The sequence below is a fragment of the Sinorhizobium sp. 7-81 genome (assembly GCF_030124405.1).
In the GTDB taxonomy this organism is placed as follows: Bacteria; Pseudomonadota; Alphaproteobacteria; order Rhizobiales; family Rhizobiaceae; genus Sinorhizobium; species Sinorhizobium psoraleae.
In genome coordinates this window covers 1-20,100 of the sequence record NZ_JASKLT010000022.1, presented here as the reverse complement: position 1 = coordinate 20,100, position 20,100 = coordinate 1, and the positions used below count along the sequence as shown (strand labels likewise).

General features: G+C 60.0%; 14 protein-coding genes. 5 read left to right on the top strand and 9 right to left on the bottom strand.

Translation table 11 applies throughout. From position 1 onward, the window contains the following. Window positions 1–2: 2 nt before the first annotated feature. The 3 genes from QN224_RS30835 (at window position 3) to QN224_RS30825 (ending at window position 7,687) form a co-directional block, all read left to right on the top strand. Entirely contained in the window at window positions 3–4,511 is a 4,509-nt protein-coding gene (locus tag QN224_RS30835; protein ID WP_283979774.1) for an FkbM family methyltransferase, read from the top strand. Between the two features lie 115 nt (window positions 4,512–4,626). After that, complete coding sequence (locus QN224_RS30830; RefSeq protein WP_283979773.1) at window positions 4,627–6,831, top strand: heparinase II/III family protein; 2,205 nt, start codon at window positions 4,627–4,629, stop codon at window positions 6,829–6,831. A 196-nt stretch (window positions 6,832–7,027) separates the two neighbouring features. Further along, complete coding sequence (locus tag QN224_RS30825; RefSeq protein ID WP_283979772.1) at window positions 7,028–7,687, top strand: sulfotransferase family 2 domain-containing protein; 660 nt, start codon at window positions 7,028–7,030, stop codon at window positions 7,685–7,687. Window positions 7,688–8,302: 615 nt separating this feature from the next. Here the strand turns inward: QN224_RS30825 and QN224_RS30820 are convergent. The 8 genes from QN224_RS30820 to QN224_RS30785 form a co-directional block, all read right to left on the bottom strand. Beyond that, window positions 8,303–9,781 carry a sulfatase-like hydrolase/transferase gene (locus QN224_RS30820; RefSeq protein WP_283979771.1) on the bottom strand — a complete coding sequence of 493 codons (1,479 nt, stop codon included), beginning with the start codon at window positions 9,779–9,781 and terminating at the stop codon, window positions 8,303–8,305. 15 nt (window positions 9,782–9,796) lie between these two features. Continuing rightward, a complete protein-coding gene (locus QN224_RS30815; RefSeq protein WP_283979770.1) occupies window positions 9,797–10,777 on the bottom strand; it encodes an ABC transporter ATP-binding protein in 981 nt (326 codons plus the stop codon). A 3-nt stretch (window positions 10,778–10,780) separates the two neighbouring features. Then, window positions 10,781–11,791: an ABC transporter ATP-binding protein gene (locus QN224_RS30810; RefSeq protein ID WP_283979769.1), complete on the bottom strand. Its 1,011-nt coding sequence runs from the start codon at window positions 11,789–11,791 to the stop codon at window positions 10,781–10,783. A gap of 2 nt (window positions 11,792–11,793) precedes the next feature. Beyond that, a complete protein-coding gene (locus tag QN224_RS30805) occupies window positions 11,794–12,711 on the bottom strand; it encodes a dihydrodipicolinate synthase family protein (protein WP_173514178.1) in 918 nt (305 codons plus the stop codon). A gap of 10 nt (window positions 12,712–12,721) precedes the next feature. After that, a complete protein-coding gene (locus QN224_RS30800) occupies window positions 12,722–13,633 on the bottom strand; it encodes an ABC transporter permease (protein WP_283979768.1) in 912 nt (303 codons plus the stop codon). Next, complete coding sequence (locus tag QN224_RS30795) at window positions 13,599–14,558, bottom strand: ABC transporter permease (RefSeq protein WP_173514176.1); 960 nt, start codon at window positions 14,556–14,558, stop codon at window positions 13,599–13,601. The genes QN224_RS30800 and QN224_RS30795 overlap by 35 nt, the downstream gene beginning before the upstream one ends. Before the next feature lie 176 nt (window positions 14,559–14,734). Beyond that, on the bottom strand, window positions 14,735–16,321 hold the full coding sequence (locus QN224_RS30790; protein WP_283979767.1) for an ABC transporter substrate-binding protein: 1,587 nt from the start codon (window positions 16,319–16,321) through the stop codon (window positions 14,735–14,737). Between the two features lie 23 nt (window positions 16,322–16,344). Then, entirely contained in the window at window positions 16,345–17,076 is a 732-nt protein-coding gene (locus QN224_RS30785) for a FadR/GntR family transcriptional regulator (protein WP_173514174.1), read from the bottom strand. Between the two features lie 155 nt (window positions 17,077–17,231). On the opposite strand from QN224_RS30785, the gene QN224_RS30780 reads away from it, so the two are divergent. Further along, window positions 17,232–18,185 carry a dihydrodipicolinate synthase family protein gene (locus tag QN224_RS30780; RefSeq protein WP_283979766.1) on the top strand — a complete coding sequence of 318 codons (954 nt, stop codon included), beginning with the start codon at window positions 17,232–17,234 and terminating at the stop codon, window positions 18,183–18,185. Beyond that, a complete protein-coding gene (locus QN224_RS30775) occupies window positions 18,074–19,681 on the top strand; it encodes a sulfatase-like hydrolase/transferase (protein ID WP_283979765.1) in 1,608 nt (535 codons plus the stop codon). Before QN224_RS30780 ends, QN224_RS30775 begins: the two co-directional genes overlap by 112 nt. A gap of 172 nt (window positions 19,682–19,853) precedes the next feature. Here the strand turns inward: QN224_RS30775 and QN224_RS30770 are convergent. Then, window positions 19,854–20,100, bottom strand: a 247-nt coding sequence (locus tag QN224_RS30770) for a formyltransferase family protein (protein WP_283979764.1), incomplete at its 5' end; no start/stop codon positions are given.

Sequence of the window (20,100 nt, the reverse complement as noted above, 5' to 3'; positions counted from 1 at the left end):
CGGTGGACAACAATATCATTGCTCTAATAGACCAAGGGATATCCTACCAGATATACCTACCCGACTATGCGACCGACTATATTCAGAAGAAGTTGGCCGAAACTGGCACGCCTTATGAATTGGACATGTTGCGCGACATGGGGACGCGCCTCGGGCCAGGGGATTTGGTGCTCGACATCGGCGCAAATGTTGGCAACCATACCCTGTATCTTGCTGCTGTCTATGGTTGCAGCGTCATAGCATTCGAACCGAATGCTCATCTGGCCGAATCCTTAATCCGGAGTGCGAAACTCAATGATCTGGATGCCCGGATCAAAGTCATCGCCAAGGGCGTGGGGGCCGAGCCTGGTCTGGCTGCATTCAGTGCCGATCGACCGGACAACCTAGGGGCTCAAAGCCTCCTCGAAGGTCATGGGGAGATCCCGGTCGTCACATTGGATAAACAGCGTCTCGGAAGCGTGGTCAAGCTTATAAAGATCGATGTGGAGGGCATGGAACTAGCGGTTCTACGCGGAGCCGAAAAGCTAATCGCCCGCGATCGCCCCATAATCTACGTTGAAAGCGCCACTGAAGCGGCATTCCACGAGCTTATGGGCTTTCTGAAAAAGCAAAATTACTTGTTCTGGGATACGTTCAACGCGACACCGACCCATCTTTTTCTGCCTGCGGAAACAGTCACCACAGAGCAACATCTGGAACACATGACAACACGGGAGGTTCTGGAATCCTATCGCAATGCAGCTGATCGAGCGAAGCTGCGAGAGTCATTGAACAATGCCAATCTGAAGTACCGAACGGTGACCCAGCAGCTTGCAGAAGCGCGGGACGGATTGGGCGCTGCCACTGTAAGGGCCCAGACCGCGGAGCGGGAGGCCGAAACACTGCGGGTGAAAGTCACGGAACTTGAGGCCCGATTGCACAATACTTTGACTAATATCGCTCTCCCGGCCGACGCGGAAGCAGGCACCTCGGTTTCCCCTGAACTTGTGGCCGCATGGACGTTGGCTCTTCCGGTGTCGCCTGAAGATGCTGCTCGGCGGTGGGCCGCCTTAGCTGATCGAATACGGGCTCGGTTTCCGAACCAGGCCCTTGCACTGCTACGTGTGGCTTATGAACTCGATCCTTCGCGTCGAATTGCTCGGAAACTTGGTTTTGCATTAATCGAAACTGGCTCGCCTGAGGACGCTCTCAAAATACTTCAGCCGGTGGTGGACGGACTGAACCTCTCCTCGCGCGAGGAGCGATTGCTGAAGCTTGCGCGCGAAGGCCATGACGCCGCGACTTTGAAGGCGCGCGCTGCCCGCGTCCTGCGCAGCAGGCTGCGTGTCGCGGCAATCATGGATGAATTTACTTACACGGGCTATTCGCCCGAATGTGATCTGCAGCAGCTATCGGTCGGGAATTGGCAGACCGAGCTAGAGGATTTTCGGCCCGAACTGCTTCTTGTCGAGTCTGCCTGGAGGGGACTCAACGAGGAATGGGGTCCGAAGGTCGGGCGATTGAGCCGGGAAGTACAGGGCGTCCTTGAATGGTGCCGCTCCCGCAATGTACCAACCGCCTTCTGGAACAAGGAGGATCCGGTCCATTTCGAGACCTTCCTGACTACAGCGCAAAAATTCGATCTGGTTTTCACCACAGACATTGACTGCATCCCAGGCTACAAGGAGGGACTGGGACATGACCGTGTCCACCTTCTGCCTTTTGCCTGCCAGCCCGAGATCCACAATCCGCTCGAGATCGCAGAGCGCAAGGATGCCTTCTGCTTTGCTGGAGCCTATTATGCTCGTTATCCCGACCGCACCCGGGATTTGGACGACTTTCTGGACAAGCTGAGTGAGTACCGTCCCTTCGAGATATTTGACCGCAATTTCGGCAAGGATCATCCAGACTACATGTTCCCGGAGGGTTACAAGAAGTACATCATCGGCACATTACCGCCTTCCGAGATCGATCGAGCGTACAAGGGTTACACCTTTGGGATCAACCTGAACTCGGTGAAGAATTCCCAGAGCATGTATGCTCGCCGGGTCTATGAATTGCTTGCGTCCAATACGCGGGTCATAAGCAACTATTCACGGGGCTTACGACTTATGTTCGGTGATCTGGTCGTCTCGACCGACAGCGGCGACGAGGCACTGCGTCAGGTCCGCAGGCAGGACGATATGGGCCTCACCGCTAGGTTGCGGCTGGCGGGGTTGCGCAAGGCGCTGTCGGAACACACCTACAGCCACCGATTAGCGCGGGTCGCCCATCGCGCGGGGATCGATATGCCCGATGCCTCCGCCCTTCCGCAGATCACCGTTTTGGCGCGGGCCACGACTCTGTCCGAGGCCGAAAGCCTGGTTGCGCAGATCCGCCGACAGAAGCTGGCTGGTTTGAGCCTGGTTCTGGTCCTCCCCGCGGAAATCGATCTGCCCGCGGCCGATCTGCCCTGCCCGATGCGCCGGCTGACCCCGGAAGAAGCCGACCGAATCCGCCTGGGCGACTTGGTGACGTGTGACGAGTGGCTGGCGGGTTTCGTTCCTGGCGATTATTACGGCGCGAACTATCTGACAGACTTGATCCTTGCGACCCTGTACAGCGATGCAGCCGTCCTAGGCAAGGCAGCCTATCACTACCTCGACGAGGCTGGCATAGTGCCTGTCGATGGTCCCAGCTATGTGCCTGTCGATCGTCTGGCGGCCCGCCGCTCGCTCCTGCGCGGCGATCAAGCGCCTGCGGCCCGCCTGGCCCCCTGGTTGCAGGCCCTACCGGAGGCGATCCTCGAAGGAGACGACATACTCGCGCTCGATCCGTTCGGCTATTGCGAAGGTGGCGCTCTTGATCCGGATGATGCAGAGCGAGTTACGGCCGCGGTGGAGGATTTGCCCGGGATCAATCCGGGGCTTGCCGAGGCCGATCTTGCGGCGCGGGCTGATGCGATGGCTCCGGCGCGGAACGCCGAAATCACCGTTCCCTTCGTCGCCGGCGCGGCGCTTGCGGCGGACATGCTGAAGCCTGCGTCAGGCAAGGTCACTTGGACAACCGATGAGAGGGGGATTTGGCATCTGACCAGTACGCTGGGCGACGAGGAACATGTCTATATCTATGAAAGGAAGTGCCGCCCGCTGTCGGATCTGCACGGCGACGATGGCGGCTATCGCCTGCATCCGTTGGTCGGGCCGGGGCTGAGCACGCAATTCGTTGCGGTCTGGCTCGATGCGCAGAAGCAGAAGCTCGGCCATCAAATGTTGACCACAAACCGAAATGCCCGACTGAAGCCACCTGAAGGCACAGAATTCGTCCGGTTCGGCATCCGCCTACGTGGTCCGGGTAGTTGCGCTGTGCACGGCGTCTTGCTGAACGATCACCACCCTGCCGCGCGTCCGATTGTCTCGGGATCGAGATTGCTCCTGTTGACCAATCATTACCCCTCCTATCGAGATCTCTACCGCAACGGTTTCGTCCATAGCCGAGTCCGCGCATATCGCGATTTGGGCGGGATCACGCCGGATATCTACCGGTTGCGCCCCGAACAGGATCTATCCTGGCACGAATTCCAGAACATCGACTGCATGACCGGCTCGGCCGAACAACTGGATCTGTTGCTGGACTCCGGTCAGTATGACCATGTGCTCGTGCATTTCCTCGATGCGGACATGTGGCGGGTGCTCTCGCGACATATCGACCGAATCCGGGTGACGGTCTGGGTCCACGGCGCCGAGGTGCAGCCTTGGTGGCGGCGGAGCTTCAACTTTTCAACGGATGCGGAACGGGAGAATGCCAAGGCGATCAGCGATCAACGGCTAGCTTTCTGGCGCGGGCTTTTCGCGCCCTTGCCGAAGAACTTGCGTTTCGTCTTCGTCTCTCAGATTTCAGCGAATACCACGTTCGAGGATCTGGAAGTCGCCTGTCCACCGGACCAGTACCGGATTATCCACAATCCCATCGACGACCAACTTTTTGCCTTCCACGAAAAGCCCGCCGAACAACGCGGTAAGATCCTGTCGATCCGGCCGTTCGCCTCACGCACATATGCCAACGACCTTTCGGTCGAGGCGATTCTGGCGCTGCAACCGTGGGAGTTCTTCAAAAATCTCGAAATCCGCATCGTCGGTGACGGCCCTCTCTTTGAGGAAATCACCGCTCCTCTAGCCGGCATTGGCAACGTTACCTGCGAACGGCGCTTTCTTACTCAGGCTGAAATCGCGGCCGTCCATCAGGAATACGGCGTCTTTTTGGTGCCGTCCCGCATGGACAGCCAGGGTGTGTCGCGTGATGAGGCGATGAGTTCGGGCCTTGTCCCCGTCACCAGTCGCGTGGCGGCGGTTCCTGAATTCGTGGACGACAGTTGTGGCTATCTGGCTGAGCCGGAGGATGCCGAGGGCCTCGCGCGCGCTATCATGGATCTGTGGGAGAACCCCGACGTCTTCCTGCGCAAGTCGCGGGCGGCGGCGGAACGCGTTCGCCGCCAGAGTGCATACGAGAGCGTTATCGCAGCGGAACTGGCGTTGATTTCCGCTCCGGAATGACAGACGAACAGAGACCCTGTAATTAAGAATAGGCCGAGGTTGCTGCATGTCATACTCTTCGAGCCATGATTCACCATCAGAAGCCTCATGTAAAAAGTAGGGTAATTTACTGTAAATGATCAGCAAGGTAAGCGAAAAGCTCCAGTGTTCCTTCGTCGATCAGGCAGCGCGCGCCCGGGCAGCGAAACAGTTAAGCGACCGCGACGTTATCTGGCAAACCCACCTGTGTTTATCGGGCGCCTCCGGCACCCAGCCGCTCGACGCTTCTCGATTGAGCTGCGGTTCTGGCAGGATCGCGACGGAAGCCGATCACATCCGAGTCGATTTCGGAGCCTCGGGTGATGGCGCGGCGACCAGCCAGCAGCTTCGCTTCGCCCTACCGGAGATGCCCGTGGTCAACGGGTTCGGCATGCGGGTCCGACTGCGTGGCTGGGAAAGCATCTCCTATATCGCTATCGGGCATACCGAGGACGCTAGCTATCGGCATGTCAAAGCGACCCACCCGCAGCAGGGCGCATGGTTCGATCTCGATGTGGGCTTCCGTGATTTAGCCTGGGGCTGGCGCAACGGCTGGGAGCATCCCGAGGAAAGGCCCCTCGGCGATGTGCGCTTCTATATTAAGGGCGTGCCAGGGCCAGATGCGGGCTGTGACCTCTCCGAGGTCAGGGTCTGGCGTGAAGCTGAGCATCCCGATGCCGTCTTCGGCGAAGAACGGCCGCTGCGGCCTGAGGTCGTAAGTAACCTCATCGACTATCACCGTGCATACTTCCCAGAATACGAGCGACTGGCCCGCGATTTCATGACTAAGGGACTGTGCCCGCTGGGCGGCAACATCCAACTGGAGTGGCCGGCGGGTGAGCCCCTACCCCCCCGGCTTGGCGAGGTAGGCAGCTTCCAATTTTCATGGCATTCGCAGCATTCGGCGATCATTCTGATGCTGCTAGCTGTCGACTACAGCGAAACCGGCGCTCTGTTCGCCGCGCGCGATATGGTGGCGGACTGGCTAGCGCGCAGCTTCGATCAACCAGATCCCAACGTCAAATACACATGGTACGACCATGGCGTGGCCGAGCGTGCCCTAGCCATGGTCACCCTTTACGGCCAAGGCCAGAAGCACGGCTTCGACACACGATTCATGGCCCGCCTGCGCCGCGCCATTCATCGCCATGCGCAGTTGCTGGCCTCTGAGGTCTTCTATGCTGGCCACCAGCCGATCCGCTATCACAATCATGCTTGGTTTCAGGATCTGGCACTGATGACGGTTGGCTTGGCCTTTCCGGGCTGGGCCTGTGCCGATCTCTGGGTGGAGACCGCATTATCACGCGCCACAGATCAATTCGCACAGTTAATTGCCCGCGACGGAGATTTCGCGGTCTTTGCAGAAAACTCCATCGGCTATCACCTCGGAATCGAGCGGCTCGTCGCAACCATCGGCGTTTTTGCATCTCTCAGCGGGCGCGAGACAGAGATTCCGGCCCTCGCAAAGGCATTGTCCACATTCTCTGCCCTGATGCGTTATCCCGATGGACAGCGTACGCTGGCGCAAGGGGATACGTTCCGCCGGTCTAACCCACCCGAGGGCGACCCGAACGGACGCCAGCCATATAGCAGGCGGGAGATAACCATTCTGCCGCGGGCCGGATATGCCATCGCTAAGGCAAATCACACCGAGCGGCCCTTCATGCTCGTATTCTTGGCTACCTCGCTGGCGGCGACCCACAAGCACGCCGACAACCTTTCCTTCACGCTTTATCTTGACGGGATAGAATGGCTGATCGATCCGAGCTTTTATTCGCATGAATATGCTGGGGATCTGCCGCGTTATTTACGCGGACCTGAGGCACACAATGCGTTTGTCCTGCCCGGCACGGATTATGCAATCGAGCCTGGGCTGGCACAGTTGTGGGGCAAGGAAACCCCCGAAGGCTTCGTGTTCGCGGGCAGCCATACCGCTGTGCGAGATCTTGAATTCCATCGCCGGATCGAGGGCGTGACCGATCGGCTGGAACTGCAGCTACGGGATACGCTCCGCGACGGAGCAAATCTGCCGGCGAATGCTCGACTGATGTTGCACTGTGGCGAAGGAGTTGAGGTAAAGCCAGAGACCAGCGGCTTGCGCCTGTCTCATCCCGCATCAGAGCTGTCACTGCAAATCGTTCTACCGGAAGGCTGTGACATCTACCTCTTCCATGGTCGGCTCGAGGATCCAATCAGGGGCATAACCGGGCTAGGTTTTCTGCAGTCCAGACCGATCACCACGATTGAGATCGCCCCACCAGCGGGGGTCAACAGTTTGGCGTGGCGACTGCGCGCCGTGTGATTGCGACCTCGGTTCACAGGATCAGGCGGCTAACCTCTCGAGTGCCGAGAATTCCGAGCTACGCACCCACCCAGCATGCGCAGTTCGAACAGATGATCGACTGCACCGCCAAGTTTGGATGAATACGTCGATGCGAGATCGGCACAGTGTGCGTCTGTGCTCGATGCACTCTCAAATCTAAAACAGGAGAGGATAGATGGGGATATCGCTTCAAAAGAAATTTATATATTTTGTGATTCCTAAAACTGGTTCCGCCACGGCAAGAAAAGCTTTTAGTCCGTATGTAGATGTCAAGCGCCCGACCCAGCATTTTTCGGAACACGTGCCGATTAAGCGCTTCCTGACATCGGATTATTCTCATCTTACAAGAGAATTCTTCAAGTTCACATTTGTGCGAAATCCATACGACAAGTTATACTCCGGATTTCGGCAAGATCTGCTCGCTGCATACACGTTCAAACACTGGGAAGAAGCAAAGAAACCCATCTTTGAAAAGATCGGCGAGGATTTCAATCGATACATTTCGGACTACGTTGCCCACGCCGATATTCGCGATGATCCCTTCTGGATCTGCTTTTGCCCAATGAACGAGTTCACGCATTTGGACGGCAATCTGTTTGTTGATTTTATCGGGAAAACGGAAAACCTGTGGGACGATGCAAGAAAATTAGAGAAAATTCTGAACTTGGAATGCGCGCCCACAGAAGATCTTAATGTCACAGATCCGTCACGCACGCCCCTCAAGTACGCAAAGCACTACAATCGGCGATCGATCGAAATCGTGAATGAGCTTTACTTGGAAGACTTCCAATACTATGGCTATGACCTCCTATCTCCGCAAGATTTCCCGCAATGAAACGGACGCTCCTCGTCTACGCATGCAGGCGGCCGCGTTTGGAAATCCGAATTCCCTATCGATGTAGGATAGGAACGAGCTCTTCCGTTGCTCGACAACCTTTAATTTGATGTCGTGCGGCTCGATCGCTGCTCAAACACTCGGTCTAGTTGCCGACGAAGGCCGTCAATGCGGCCGTCGATGCCCTCGATTGCGCACAGACGGCTGCAGCCTGCTCCTGCCTGCCACAGCGTGCAGCTTATGGGCGGCGAGATCGCGACGGCCCCGGCAACTTCTTGCGCTTGGCGGTGTTTCGCCACCGGCCAAGCGCGCGACGCAGCGCAGCGCTCCGCGTCGTAAAGCCCCGGCCGGTCGTGATCCAAGCGACAGGTCAGCGAGTTTCCTTCATATGCCACTAAAAGCGGGCCTGAGCCTTGCGCACCGGTCCCTTCGCCATCGTCCGCCCTCGCCTCCGACGCCTCGTAGCCCTTGCGGAATGCGGAACGGGCCCAGCAGGATGAGGATCATCCCAGCGACGCTTCGGCGGGAGTTATCGATTAGGGGCGCAGCCAGGCTTGGCTCAGGGTTGCTCTGCTGGCGCGAAGGTGTACAGCAGCCAGCCATTTCTTGTTGACCCTATTGCCCACCACCGGAACCAGCGTCGGCCAAATAGGCGCTGGTGACATCGAACTGGCCTGAATGCGTCCGCCACTGACCGTTGAATTTCGCGACGCAATCGCGGAGCGGATCCTGGTATCTCGCCGTCTCGTCGATCAGTGCGGATCGCATACGTGAGAGTACATCCGCGTGGTCGGCCTCGGCTGCGAGGTTGCGCATCTCGCCAGGATCGCTGTCGAGATCGTAGAGTTCATCCATGTCGCCCGGCGAGAAGATGTATTTGAAGTTGTCGTGCGAGACGAGTATGCGCTGCGAATAAAGGAAGCGCAGGCCGTGATACTCGGCCAGCAGATAGTCCCTGCCCTGCTGGCTTGTCCCAAGTACCTGCGCCGAGAGATCCTCCGCCTGCCGCGGCGCGTAACTGACGCCGAGCAAGGACAGGGCCGTCGGCAGGATGTCCATGTTGAGCGCCAGTGCTTCCCGCCTGCCGCTCTGCAACGATGGATGGCTGAAGATCAGCGGCACCCTCATAGCCTCGCCATAGGGCAAGCCCTTGTCGATGAGCCCGCCATGCGCGCCGGTCATGTCGCCATGGTCCGACGTGAAGACCACAAGCGTGTTTTCTGCCAGGCCGCACTGTTCGACATCGTCGAGCAGCCGGCCGATCTCATAGTCAAGCATCGCCACATGATCGCAGTAGTAGCCGATATAGGCGACGAGCTCCTCCTCGGTTCTCGGATGCTTGCGATAGAAATCATCCCGCTCGCGCTTAACGCGTCGCGGCTTGCCTGAAAGATCGTCCGAGAAATTGTCCCAAGGCGTAATCTTCGTACGGTCGGTGACGCCGTAGAATTCGTCCGAGATCAGGTGCGGCCCATGCGGATCCCAATATTGCACCGTGGCGAAGAAGGGTTCGCTTCCACTTGCCAGACCCTGCAGCATGCCGATGATCTGATCGGTCAGGAAATGGCAGGGCGTCGAGGCCTGTGGGCCGCACCATCGGCCAGCCGCCATGGTCTGCTGGTCGGGGTTGAAGTAGAGCTCCGGTTCGATGCGGTAGCTCAAACCGTTCGATGAGAGATAATCCATAAAAGCTTCGGTCTTGACGATGTTGCCATAGCCGGCCGGCGCGTTGCCCTCGAAACCGTAGTCACCCGGGCCTTTCTCCACGCCTACGTGCCATTTTCCGACAAAGCCGCAGCGAAAGCCGGCGCGGCGAAGATCATGGTGCAGCAAGCGCTCCGGCCGCACCAACTCGCGGGCGAGCGCATGATACATGTCGCAATTGGTGCCCATGCCGTGGGTAAAGGCGTAATCGCCGGTGAGCATCGAGGCGCGCGATGGGGTACAGAGCGGCGAAGTGCAATAGGTCCGATCGAAGCTCACGCCGTTCTCAATCAACCGATCGAGGTTCGGGGTCTTGACCGGCACTGTCTTGTGCGACCCGATGCAGTCCCATCGAAGCTGATCGACGCCGATGAAGAGCAGGTTCTTCATGGTTGAGATGCCTCCCTATTCCTTTGGATCAGCGAGGTCGTCACGGATGCAGGCCTTGAAGTGCCCTTTCGCCGTTTCTCGCAGGGGCGGCACTATGCTGGCGCACGCCTCGATAGCGACCGGGCAGCGGGTGCGGAAGACGCAGCCGCTCGGAGGGTTGGCCGGGCTTGGTATGTCACCCTTGAGGATCTGCCGGTTGGCGCGTCGCGAAGGATCGGGCGAAGGAACGGCCGAGAGAAGCGCACGCGTATAGGGGTGCTGCGGGCTGGCATAGAGCTTCCGGCTGGGCGCCATTTCCATGATCCGCCCGAGATAGAGCACGATGACCGTATCGGCGACATATTCGACCACCGCAAGATCATGCGCGATGAACAGCATGGTAAGGCCGAGGCGCACCTGCAGGTCGCGCAGCAGGTTGACGATCTGCGCCTGGATCGAGACGTCGAGCGCCGAGACCGGTTCGTCAGCGACAAGCAGATCTGGCGCGAGCGTCAGCGCCCGTGCAATGCCGATCCTCTGGCGCTGGCCGCCGGAAAACTCGTGCGGATAGCGGGAGATCGCGTCGGGCGGCAGGTCCACCGACGCAAGCGCCTTGGCGGCCTTCGCGATCCGATCGGACTTGCTGCCGATACGCTGAATATCCAGCCCTTCCGTGAGAATTTCACCGATGGTCATGCGCGGCGAGAGGCTCGCAAAGGGATCCTGGAAGATATATTGCACGCGCGCATGCAGGCGGCGAAGTTCGCGGCGGTTGAGGCTCGTCGTTTCCACACCGTCGAAACGAATGCTGCCGGAGGTCGGCGGGACCAACTGAGCGACCATGCGGCCGATGGTGGTCTTGCCGCTGCCCGACTCCCCGACGAGGCCGACAACCTCCCCGCGCCTGATGTTGAACGAGACGTCCTGGACGGCACGGACGACCGGTCCGCGCCCGAACGCCACCGGGGCGAAATCCTTGGTCAGCCCGCTGACCTCAAGGAGCAATTCATCTGACATCGTTCAGATCTCCTGCCAGCGAATGCAGCGACTGAACTGGCCGTCGCCGGTTTCGACGAGCGGCGGGTAAGCCTTAGAGCAGGCCTCTATCCGATAGGGACAGCGCGGCGCAAATGGACAGCCCTCAGGCAGGTTCATGAGACTTGGAACCGATCCGGCAATCGTCGGCAGCGGCGTGCCCGCTTCCTTGAGGCGCGTTGCTGTTCCAAGCCGCGGCACAGAGCGCATCAGCCCCTGGGTATAGGGGTGGCGCGGATGGGCGAAGACCCGCGCCACGCTCCCGGTCTCGACGACCGAGCCGGCATACATGACTGCCACGCGATCGGCGATCTCCGCAACGACCCCGAGGTTGTGGGTGACGAACAGCATGCCCATACCACGTTCCCGTTGCAGATGGCCGAGCAGGTCGAGGATCTGCGCCTGGATGGTGACATCGAGGGCAGTTGTAGGCTCGTCAGCGATCAGCAGCGTCGGGTTGCATGCCAGAGCCATGGCGATCGTTGCCCGCTGCCGCATGCCGCCCGACAATTCGTGCGGATATTGTCCGGCACGCCGGCGTGGATCGGGAATGCCGACATCCTCCAGCCGCTGGATGGCATCGGCCAGAGCCTCGCGGCGGGACTTGCCGAGGTGAATGCGGATCGGCTCGGCAATCTGCTCACCGACGGTATAGACCGGATTGAGGCTGGTCAGTGGTTCCTGAAAGACCATACCGATATCGTTGCCGCGCACCCGGCGCAACGCTTCGCCGCCGATGCTCTGAAGTTCGACGACCTCCCCCGTCTTGCGTCTGAGGCGAAGCGTTCCCGCGGCGATACGGCCAACGCCGCGCGGCAGGAGACCAATGATCGACAGGCTCGTCACCGACTTTCCAGAGCCGGACTCGCCGACCAGCGCCACGGTTTCTCCCGTCGCGACGGTGAGATTGAGATCGCGCACGGCGACGATCTCGCGATCGGCAATGCGAAAAACCGTGGTCAGTCCCGAAATCTCGAGGATCGGCTCTACATTCATCATCAGTCCAGGAGGCCGGTTTGACGCAGGATGCGATCGATGATCGCGGCCTCTTCGTCATTGAGGGATCGTTGCGGACGGGCCATGATGTTGGTGTCGATGACGCCGAGCCGGCGCATGGCGGTCTTGAAGGCACCCACGCCAGCAGAACCTGCACTGGTCCGCTGCAGGCTGACCCACACCATCTCAAAAAGCCGGCAAAGCCGCTCCTGTTCCTGGCGTGCGGCCGTGAAATCGCCCGCCTGGCACAGATTCCACAGGCGCACATAGCCGTGTGGATCGACATTTCCGAGGCCGGGCACAATGCCATGCGCCCCCATGTTCACGACGCTGTCGGCGACGATTTCGGATCCGGTCATGACGAAGAAGTCGGCGAGATCGGCAGTGTCGGCCATGACGTAGCGAAGATTGCCATCGTCACCGCTTGAATCCTTGAGACCGACAACGGTGCCTTCGCGCGCGAGGGTGACGGTGGTTTTCCGTTCGAGCTTTGTACCGACGCAGACCGGAATGTCGTAGGCGATCACCGGTATCTCGACCGCCTCCCGGATGTAGCGGAAGTGGTCGATGGTCTCGGACTGATTGGTACGCGTGTAGAACGGGGCGGTCACGACGACAGCGTCGGCACCTGCCGACTGCGCGACCCGTGCGTGGGCAATCACGCGCTCCGTCGTGGGGTCGATCACTCCGACCAGGATCGGCACGCGACCGCGCACCCGCTCGACCGCATGTTCGATGATGCGCCGCCGCGTGGTTTCGTCGTGGAACACGACCTCGCTGGTCGACCCGAGTACGAACAGGCCGTGCACACCACCATCGATGAGATGGTCGATGACACGCGTGAACGAAGGGTAATCCACTTCGAAGCTTGTGGTGAGCGGGGTGACGACAGGGGGAATGACGCCGGTAAAGAGGGGCATTTCAGACCTTTCACTTGAGTTCGGAGCGCGGGTCGAAGGCATCACGAAGCCCATCGCCCACGAAGTTGATGGCAAGGACGGTCACGACGAGCGCCGCGCCGGGGAACATCCATTGCCAGGGGTAATTTTCGAGGACATGTGTCGCGCGGGCGGCGTTCAGCATGTTGCCCCAGCTCGCTTCCGGTGGCGTGACGCCGAGGCCGAGGAAGGAGAGGCCTGCCTCCAGCAGGATACCGCTCGCCACCTGCAACGTGGCATAGACCACGAGAATATCGATCGTATTGGGCAGAGCATGCCGAAACAGCAGGTGCCTGAGGCCCGCGCCCATACCGCGCGATGCCACGACGAAATCCCGCTCGCGCAGCTCCAGCAGCCGCGCCCGGACCATGCGCGAGAGCACCGGCCACGACAGCAGCGAAATCACGAGGATCGTTGGCATGATGCCGCTACCGACGATCGAGGCGAGGACCAGAAGGAAGATAATCGGCGGCAAGGTCATGGCAAGGTCCACGAGGCGCATCGTAGCACCGTCAACGAGGCGCCCTCCGAAGCCGGCGACGGAGCCGACGAAGAAGCCGATAAACGTGGAAATCGCCATCGACGCTGTCGCCACGAGCAGCGAGATCCGGCCGCCCTGCAGGAGTCGCGCCATGATATCCCGCCCCACGCCGTCGCTTCCAAGCCAGTGAGCTGACGACGGCCCCTGGTTCATCGCCAGGAGGTCGATGTCGTTGGGTTTGTAAGGCCACCACAGATCATAGGTAAGGGTGAGCAACAGGATCGGAATCAGGATGGCCGAACCGGCCACGGCCGCGCCGTTGTTAAGAAAGCGCGACATCGCGCGACGGATGGGGCCGGCCGAACGTGTCTTCGTCAGGCTGGTCATCTTACGCCACCTTGATACGTGGATCGACAGCGGCATAGGCGATGTCGGTCAAGAGGTTGACGAGGATGACGCAGGCGCCAGTCAGCAGCGTCGCACACATGATGACGGGATAGTCGCGTCGGACCACGGCGTTGATCATCAACAGGCCCATTCCCGGCCAGTCAAACACGCTCTCAATGAAGATGGCGCCCCCGATTGCGATACCGATCGTGGATCCGATCACCGTGATCACCGGCAGCAGGGCATTGCGCACAGCATGTTTGACGATAACCCAGAACTCGCGAACGCCTTTGGCGCGCGCCGTCCGCACGTAATCCTGCGACAGCACCTCGAGCAGTGAGGAGCGCATATAGCGCATGATCAGCGCGCCGTGGCCGATCGAAAGCAGGGCCGCCGGCAGGATGAGGTGCGCCAGCAGGTCGCCGACGGAGAAGGGAGCGCCCGGTGTCAGCATGCCTCCGGCCGGCACCCACCGCAAGACGACCGCAAACACATACAGCCCCAAAAGGGCCGTCAGGAAGGCCGGGCTGGAGATGCCGACGAAAGCCGCCGTGGACAGCGAGAGATCGGCGAACTGGTTGCGCCGGACTGCGGCAAGGATGCCGGCTGCTATCCCAACGACGACTGAGATAGCAAGCCCGCTGAACATCAGCAGGATCGTCGGTCCAATGCGGCCGAGGACGAGCGGCAGCACTGGTTCGCCGCCGCGCTGGATGGAATAGCCGAAATCTCCGGTCACGGCGGCACCAAGCCAGGCGAAATACTGCACCGGCAGCGGCTGATCGAGGCCGAGGCGCGTGCGCAGCGCCACAAGATCCGAGGCTGACATCGGGACCGACGGGTTGATGTAGGCATCGATAGGGTCGCCGGGCGTGAGCCGCAGCAGCGTAAAGATGAGGACGGTCAGGGCCAAGAGCATGAGCAGGCCGACAACCGTGCGGCGGAGGACATATTGCAGCATGTTTCACCAACAGGGTCCCCTACAGCGCCGCGCGTCTTATCAGACGCGTAAAAGACGCTGTAGCGCTTTGAATTGCTGCATATTTTTGTCCTTAAATCGGCTCCGATTAAAGGAAACATGCAGTGGGGATGCGGCCGGACTTGACCGTCCGGCCGCCCCCTCGCCCCAGCCCCCATTTACGGAGCGATATCCCACTTCTCCGGGTGCGAGACGAATGGACCGCCGCCCGGAGCGGGCGTCCAGAAGAAGTCCTTGAGCTTGCTGGACGCGACCCCGTAGCGGCTCGCGACCCACATCGGGCTCCAGGGAAGCTTAGCGTTCATTTCCTTGCAGACCTGCTGCCACTTGGCGTCCGCCTTGGTCGGATCAGTCTCCGCCATCGCCGTGTTCAATGCCTCGGTAAGCTGAGGCATCTCGACACGCATGATGTTGTTGCCGGCGGGCGGTATCTGCGCGGCGTTGAGCCCGACGTTGAGCGAAGCCGGGTTGGGGCCGTTCTGCAGGCCGGCATAGACCAGCGGGAACTCCGACCACTTCTCACTTCGGACGATGCCGTTGTAGCTCGGGACATCGAGGGCGCGCGGTACCACATTGATGCCAACCTGCGCGAGCATGGCCTGGATCGCCGCCATGACGTTGGCTACCTGCGGCGTGTTATAGTAGGTGAGCCACGGGATCGGCTTGTCGCCGTTGATCTCGTCCCAGCCTGCCTCCTCAAGCAGTTCCTTCGCCTTCTGCGGGTCGTAGGCATAATCGTCAAGGCCGTTCGGAACGAGCTGCGGCACGACATAGCCGCAGTTGGCCATCTTGGCCGCACCGCCGAACAGACTTGAAATGATCGCGTTCCGATCGATGGCGTGGGTGACCGCCTGCCGCACGCGAAGGTCGTTCCAGATTCCGGCCCTGTGATTGAAGCCGATGTAGTTCACCACATAGGAGTCGCCTTCGATGATCTCGAAGTCGTCATTGCCCTTGAAGGTCTTGGCGTCGTCAGGCTCGGCGAAGGTGAACTGGATCTCTCCAGCCGAGAGTGCCGAGACGGCCGCAGCGGGATTGGCGAAATACCGGTTGATCAAGCGATCCACCTTCGGCTTGCCACCCCGATAACCGTCATAGGCAGCCATTTCGACATACTGATCGCTGACATACTTCACAAATTTGAACGGACCTGTGCCGACCGGTTTTGTCGACCACCACGGGCTCTTGGCGATTTCCTTGACATCCATGGACGACAGGGCGTGCTCCGGCAGCATCATCACCTGCGCCAAGACGGACAGGAAGGCCGAGTTGGGCTTGTTGAGCTTGACGACTGCCGTGTGCTCGTCAGGAGCCTCGATCGACGCGATGTCGGCGAGCCGGGCGGCGAAAATACTGCCGCTGTCGGCGTTCTTGGCGAGTTCCAATGTGAACTTGACGTCCGCCGAGGTGAAGGGCTCGCCGTCGTGCCACTTCGTATCGACCAGCTTGAAGGTGTAGGAAAGGTTATCTTCGCTGACGATGAACTCGGATGCGAGCGCGCCGACGAGCTTCGACAGATCGGATGTGTAGATGACCAGCGGCTCGAAATAGGTGTTGAGCCAAGTAAAGCCGGCGGTTGCGGTCTGCGGGTTGAAGTTACCGGGAAAACCGCCCGGCCCCACGTCGAAGCCGCCGACAATGGTCTTTTTCTCCTGCGCCAGAACCGGCGTGGACACCATCGCGGTGGCACTGGCAAAAGCAAAGGCTGCCACCGCCAGAAGGCGGCCGAAATTTCGTCGATGCATGCTCTCCTCCTCTTGTATTCAGTTTATTGCTGGACCGGATCGAGCTCCTCCTCGGGCCGGTTCATCGCGATCACCCTCCTGATTCCGGAATAATGTTCGCCAAGACGCCTGCGCGCTGCCTCGACATCTCTGGCCGCAACGGCTTCGACAATCTCGTGGTGATCGCGCCAGGTGGCCAGAGGGTTCGGATTGGTCAGATTTGTGAGGTCCGAAGCCTTGTAGAAAGCAGACCAGAAGATATCGATCAGCGCGCTCAGCATCTTGTTGTTTTGGCAGCGGAACAGCAGCTGATGAAATTGCTGGTCTTCCTCGGCAAAGCTCTCGCCGCGTTCAGCGCGTTGACGCATGCGATCGGTGAGCTCGCGGAGCTCGGCAATATCCTCCTCGCCGATCATCTCGATGGTTCTATCGATCAGGCCGGTTTCCAATACGCGACGGATCTCCTGCAACTCTTCGACGTCGCGCAGCGAAGCCTGCAGACCGTAGGCAAGATTGTCCAGCAATGGCGCAAACGAGAATTCCTTGACGAAAACCCCGATGCCGCGTCGCGTCTCGAGGATGCCGACCGATTCCAGCGCCTTGATCGCCTCGCGCACGGAGTTGCGTCCGACCCCCAGTTGCTGCGCCAGGAAAGTCTCCGGCGGCAGGGCCGCGCCCGCGGAAAGCTTATTATCCTCGATATAGCTGCGCAGGCTCTCCTGCACGCTGACATGCAGAAGCGGCGGACGCGCCAACGGCTTTATCGGCTTTGCCAAGCATCACTCCCTGTGCACAGGCTTCCAACATGGTTGAGGTATATCGACTTGTAGGATATCTTGCAAGTCTATAAATGAACGACGAATGGATTCAGCCGCCGGCATAGCTGGAAAGCGCAGCTGAATCCCGAGGCCGCGATGGGAGGCGAGGTGTGGTGGCAGCCGTAAAGTTCGAATGGCAGAATGGTCGCTGGGGGCGCATTCGCGGAAATTGGGCGACGCTGCTCTTGCCGATAAATGACGACGATTCGATCGATTACGCGCGCCTTACCGACGAAATCGACCACCTGATCGCAGCCGGCGTGGATGGCATCTACTCCAACGGCACTGCGGGTGAATTCCACAATCAAACAGAGGCAGAATTCGATGCCATTCAGCAGCTGCTGGCGGATCGCTGCAAGCCCGCGGCGATGCCTTTCGTCATCGGCGCCTGCCAACCTGATCCACGGATATCCCTGGAACGCGTGCGAAGGGCGGCAAGGCTCGAGCCGGAGGCAATCCAGGTGATCCTTCCGGATTGGTGGCCCGTGACCACAGACGAGGCATCGGATTTCCTCGGGATGGCTGCAGAGGCGGCCGGCTCGGCACCGCTGGTTCTCTACCATCCGCCGCATGCAAAGCGCGTCTTTGCCCCGGCCGAACTGGCGGAGATGCTCGCGCCGGTGCCCGAGATCGTTGGCGTCAAGCTCGGAGACGGAGACTCATCCTGGTATGAGCAAGCCCGCCAGTGGCTCGATGCCTGGGGAATTTATGTTCCCGGACATCATCTTGCGACGGGCGTCAAACAAGGCGTTGCCGTCGGGGCATTCTCTAACGTCGCCTGCCTGAGCCCGTCGGGAGCGCAGCGCTGGACCGCATCGATGGCCAGCGACATCGAACAGGCTCTCAAGGTGGAAGCACGGCTGCGCACTTTCCTCGAAGTCCACATCACACCCCTCGCCAAGGTGCACGGTTATTCGAATGCTGCACTGGACAAGCTGCTGGCCGCGATCGGGGGATGGGCGGACATCGGCACGCGGCTGCGCCGGCCGTATCGCTGGCTCGATCCCCAGATCGTATCGGGACTACGGGAGAAAGCCAAAGCCGCCCTCCCCGAAATCATGCTGTAGTCGTCGAGGTAAGCATCATGACACCGCCGAACATTTTGATGATCATGACGGACCAGCAACGTAGGGATACGCTTGGCGTCTACAGCTGCGACTGGATTCCGACACCTAATCTCGACCAGTTGGGTAATGCCGGAGCGGTCTTTGAGCACTGCACCGTCGACAACCCCATCTGCACCCCTTCGCGCGCCAGCATCCTTACAGGCAAGCCCGTGCCGGGCCACGGGGTTGAGCGGGTGCATGACAATCTGCCCCCGGACGAAGTGCTTTTCACAGAACGACTGCGACAGGAAGCCGGCTACCGCACCGCGCTTTTTGGCAAACTCCACGTCAGCAGCCGTCTTAAGGAAGAACACGAGCGGCACCCGCATGACGGTTTTGATATTTATGAATGGTGCCTGGAACCGTCGGTCGCGATGCAGAGCCCGTTCAACGGCTATACCGCTTGGCTTCGCGAAACCGCGCCGGACTTCCTCGCAGCGCTTCAGCGCAACGGCCGCGGCGAGCTTCACCACCCTGAAGCCGTCCACATGAGCAAGTGGGCGGCGGATCGAACCATCGCATTCATACAGTCGATGAAAGCGGAACGGCAGCCGTTCTTTTGCCTGATGAGCATGTTCGATCCCCATGATCCCTATGAGGATTACCCGTTCACGTTCAGGAATCGAATAGACGCAGCGACGATTCCAAGCCCGATCCCTTCGCGGGCGACGCAACCCGACTGCGTCCAGCGGGAGCAGCAGAGTTCCTATCTCGGCCGTTTTACGGATTTCTCACCGGAGGAAATCCGCAAGATCCGCATCGGCTATGCCGTTTCGATTGCGTTCCTTGACGAGCAAATCGGTCGAGTTCTAAGGACGCTGGATGATACCGGGCTAACGAACGACACGCTGGTCATCTTCATGTCCGATCACGGCGACCAACTTGGCGACCATGGGCTCTTCGTCAAGGGAGTGGCACTCTACGAGCCTACGGTCGGAGTGCCGTTGCTATTGCGCTGGCCAAGCCGCATCGCTGCTGGAACCCGGTGCACCGCGCTTGCGCAGGGCCGCGACGTCGCTGCCACCTGTCTCACGGCAGCCGGGCTCAGCACGCAATCATGCCCGCAAAGCGAGGATCTTGTTGCCATGGCATCGCGGAACGCAACGAGGCGCAGCAGCGCAATCTGTGCTTATCGCAACTCCGGCGTAAACGACAGGGGCAGCTTTTGGGATCCATCGATGCAGGCGACCATGGCGCGGAACCAACGCTTCAAGCTTACTCTCTACACCAGCGACGGCTTGAGCCAACGAGAGTTATTCGATCTCGAGACCGACCCACGGGAAACGGTGAACCTCTCGGGCGATCCCGCATACGCAGCCATCGAGCTCGCGCTGCTCAACGACATCGCCTCGTTTGTCCACGATGAAGCAGCGGCGGCGCCACCACGCGCAACATCGTCCATTCCCAGTGCGGCCCAACGGCTGCGGAACAGAATCAAGGAACGGCCTCACTCTTGATCACACGCACCGTGATGGGCATGCTCATGGTCGTGGCGATCGTCTGCCCGTATTCGCGCCAGTGTGCTTGCTTCAGGAGTGACGTTGACGTGACGCCGCTGGCTTCGGCGGATAAAGCGCTGTTTGATCTACCACTGAGTCGATCAGATGAACGACACAGTCACACGAACTATCACCCCATCCGCTCCGACGCATAGCTTCCCGGGCTCGGCGGGAAGACGACGACGCGGTTGCCGTTGATGAAGCAGCGGTGGTGGATATGGGCGTGCACGGCCCGGGCCAGCACCTGGCTTTCGACATCGCGGCCGATCGAGACATAATCTTCGGCGCTCTGGGCATGGGTGATGCGGGCGATGTCCTGCTCGATGATCGGACCCTCGTCGAGATCGGCGGTGACGTAATGCGCCGTCGCGCCGATC

Coding starts and splice junctions, on each gene's coding strand:
- QN224_RS30830 (WP_283979773.1), top strand. CDS start 4,627: ATGATCAGCAAGGTAAGCGAAAAGCTCCAGTGTTCCTTCGTCGATCAG.
- QN224_RS30825 (WP_283979772.1), top strand. CDS start 7,028: ATGGGGATATCGCTTCAAAAGAAATTTATATATTTTGTGATTCCTAAA.
- QN224_RS30820 (WP_283979771.1), bottom strand. CDS start 9,781: ATGAAGAACCTGCTCTTCATCGGCGTCGATCAGCTTCGATGGGACTGC.
- QN224_RS30815 (WP_283979770.1), bottom strand. CDS start 10,777: ATGTCAGATGAATTGCTCCTTGAGGTCAGCGGGCTGACCAAGGATTTC.
- QN224_RS30810 (WP_283979769.1), bottom strand. CDS start 11,791: ATGAATGTAGAGCCGATCCTCGAGATTTCGGGACTGACCACGGTTTTT.
- QN224_RS30805 (WP_173514178.1), bottom strand. CDS start 12,711: ATGCCCCTCTTTACCGGCGTCATTCCCCCTGTCGTCACCCCGCTCACC.
- QN224_RS30800 (WP_283979768.1), bottom strand. CDS start 13,633: ATGCCGCTGTCGATCCACGTATCAAGGTGGCGTAAGATGACCAGCCTG.
- QN224_RS30795 (WP_173514176.1), bottom strand. CDS start 14,558: ATGCTGCAATATGTCCTCCGCCGCACGGTTGTCGGCCTGCTCATGCTC.
- QN224_RS30790 (WP_283979767.1), bottom strand. CDS start 16,321: ATGCATCGACGAAATTTCGGCCGCCTTCTGGCGGTGGCAGCCTTTGCT.
- QN224_RS30775 (WP_283979765.1), top strand. CDS start 18,074: ATGGGCGGACATCGGCACGCGGCTGCGCCGGCCGTATCGCTGGCTCGA.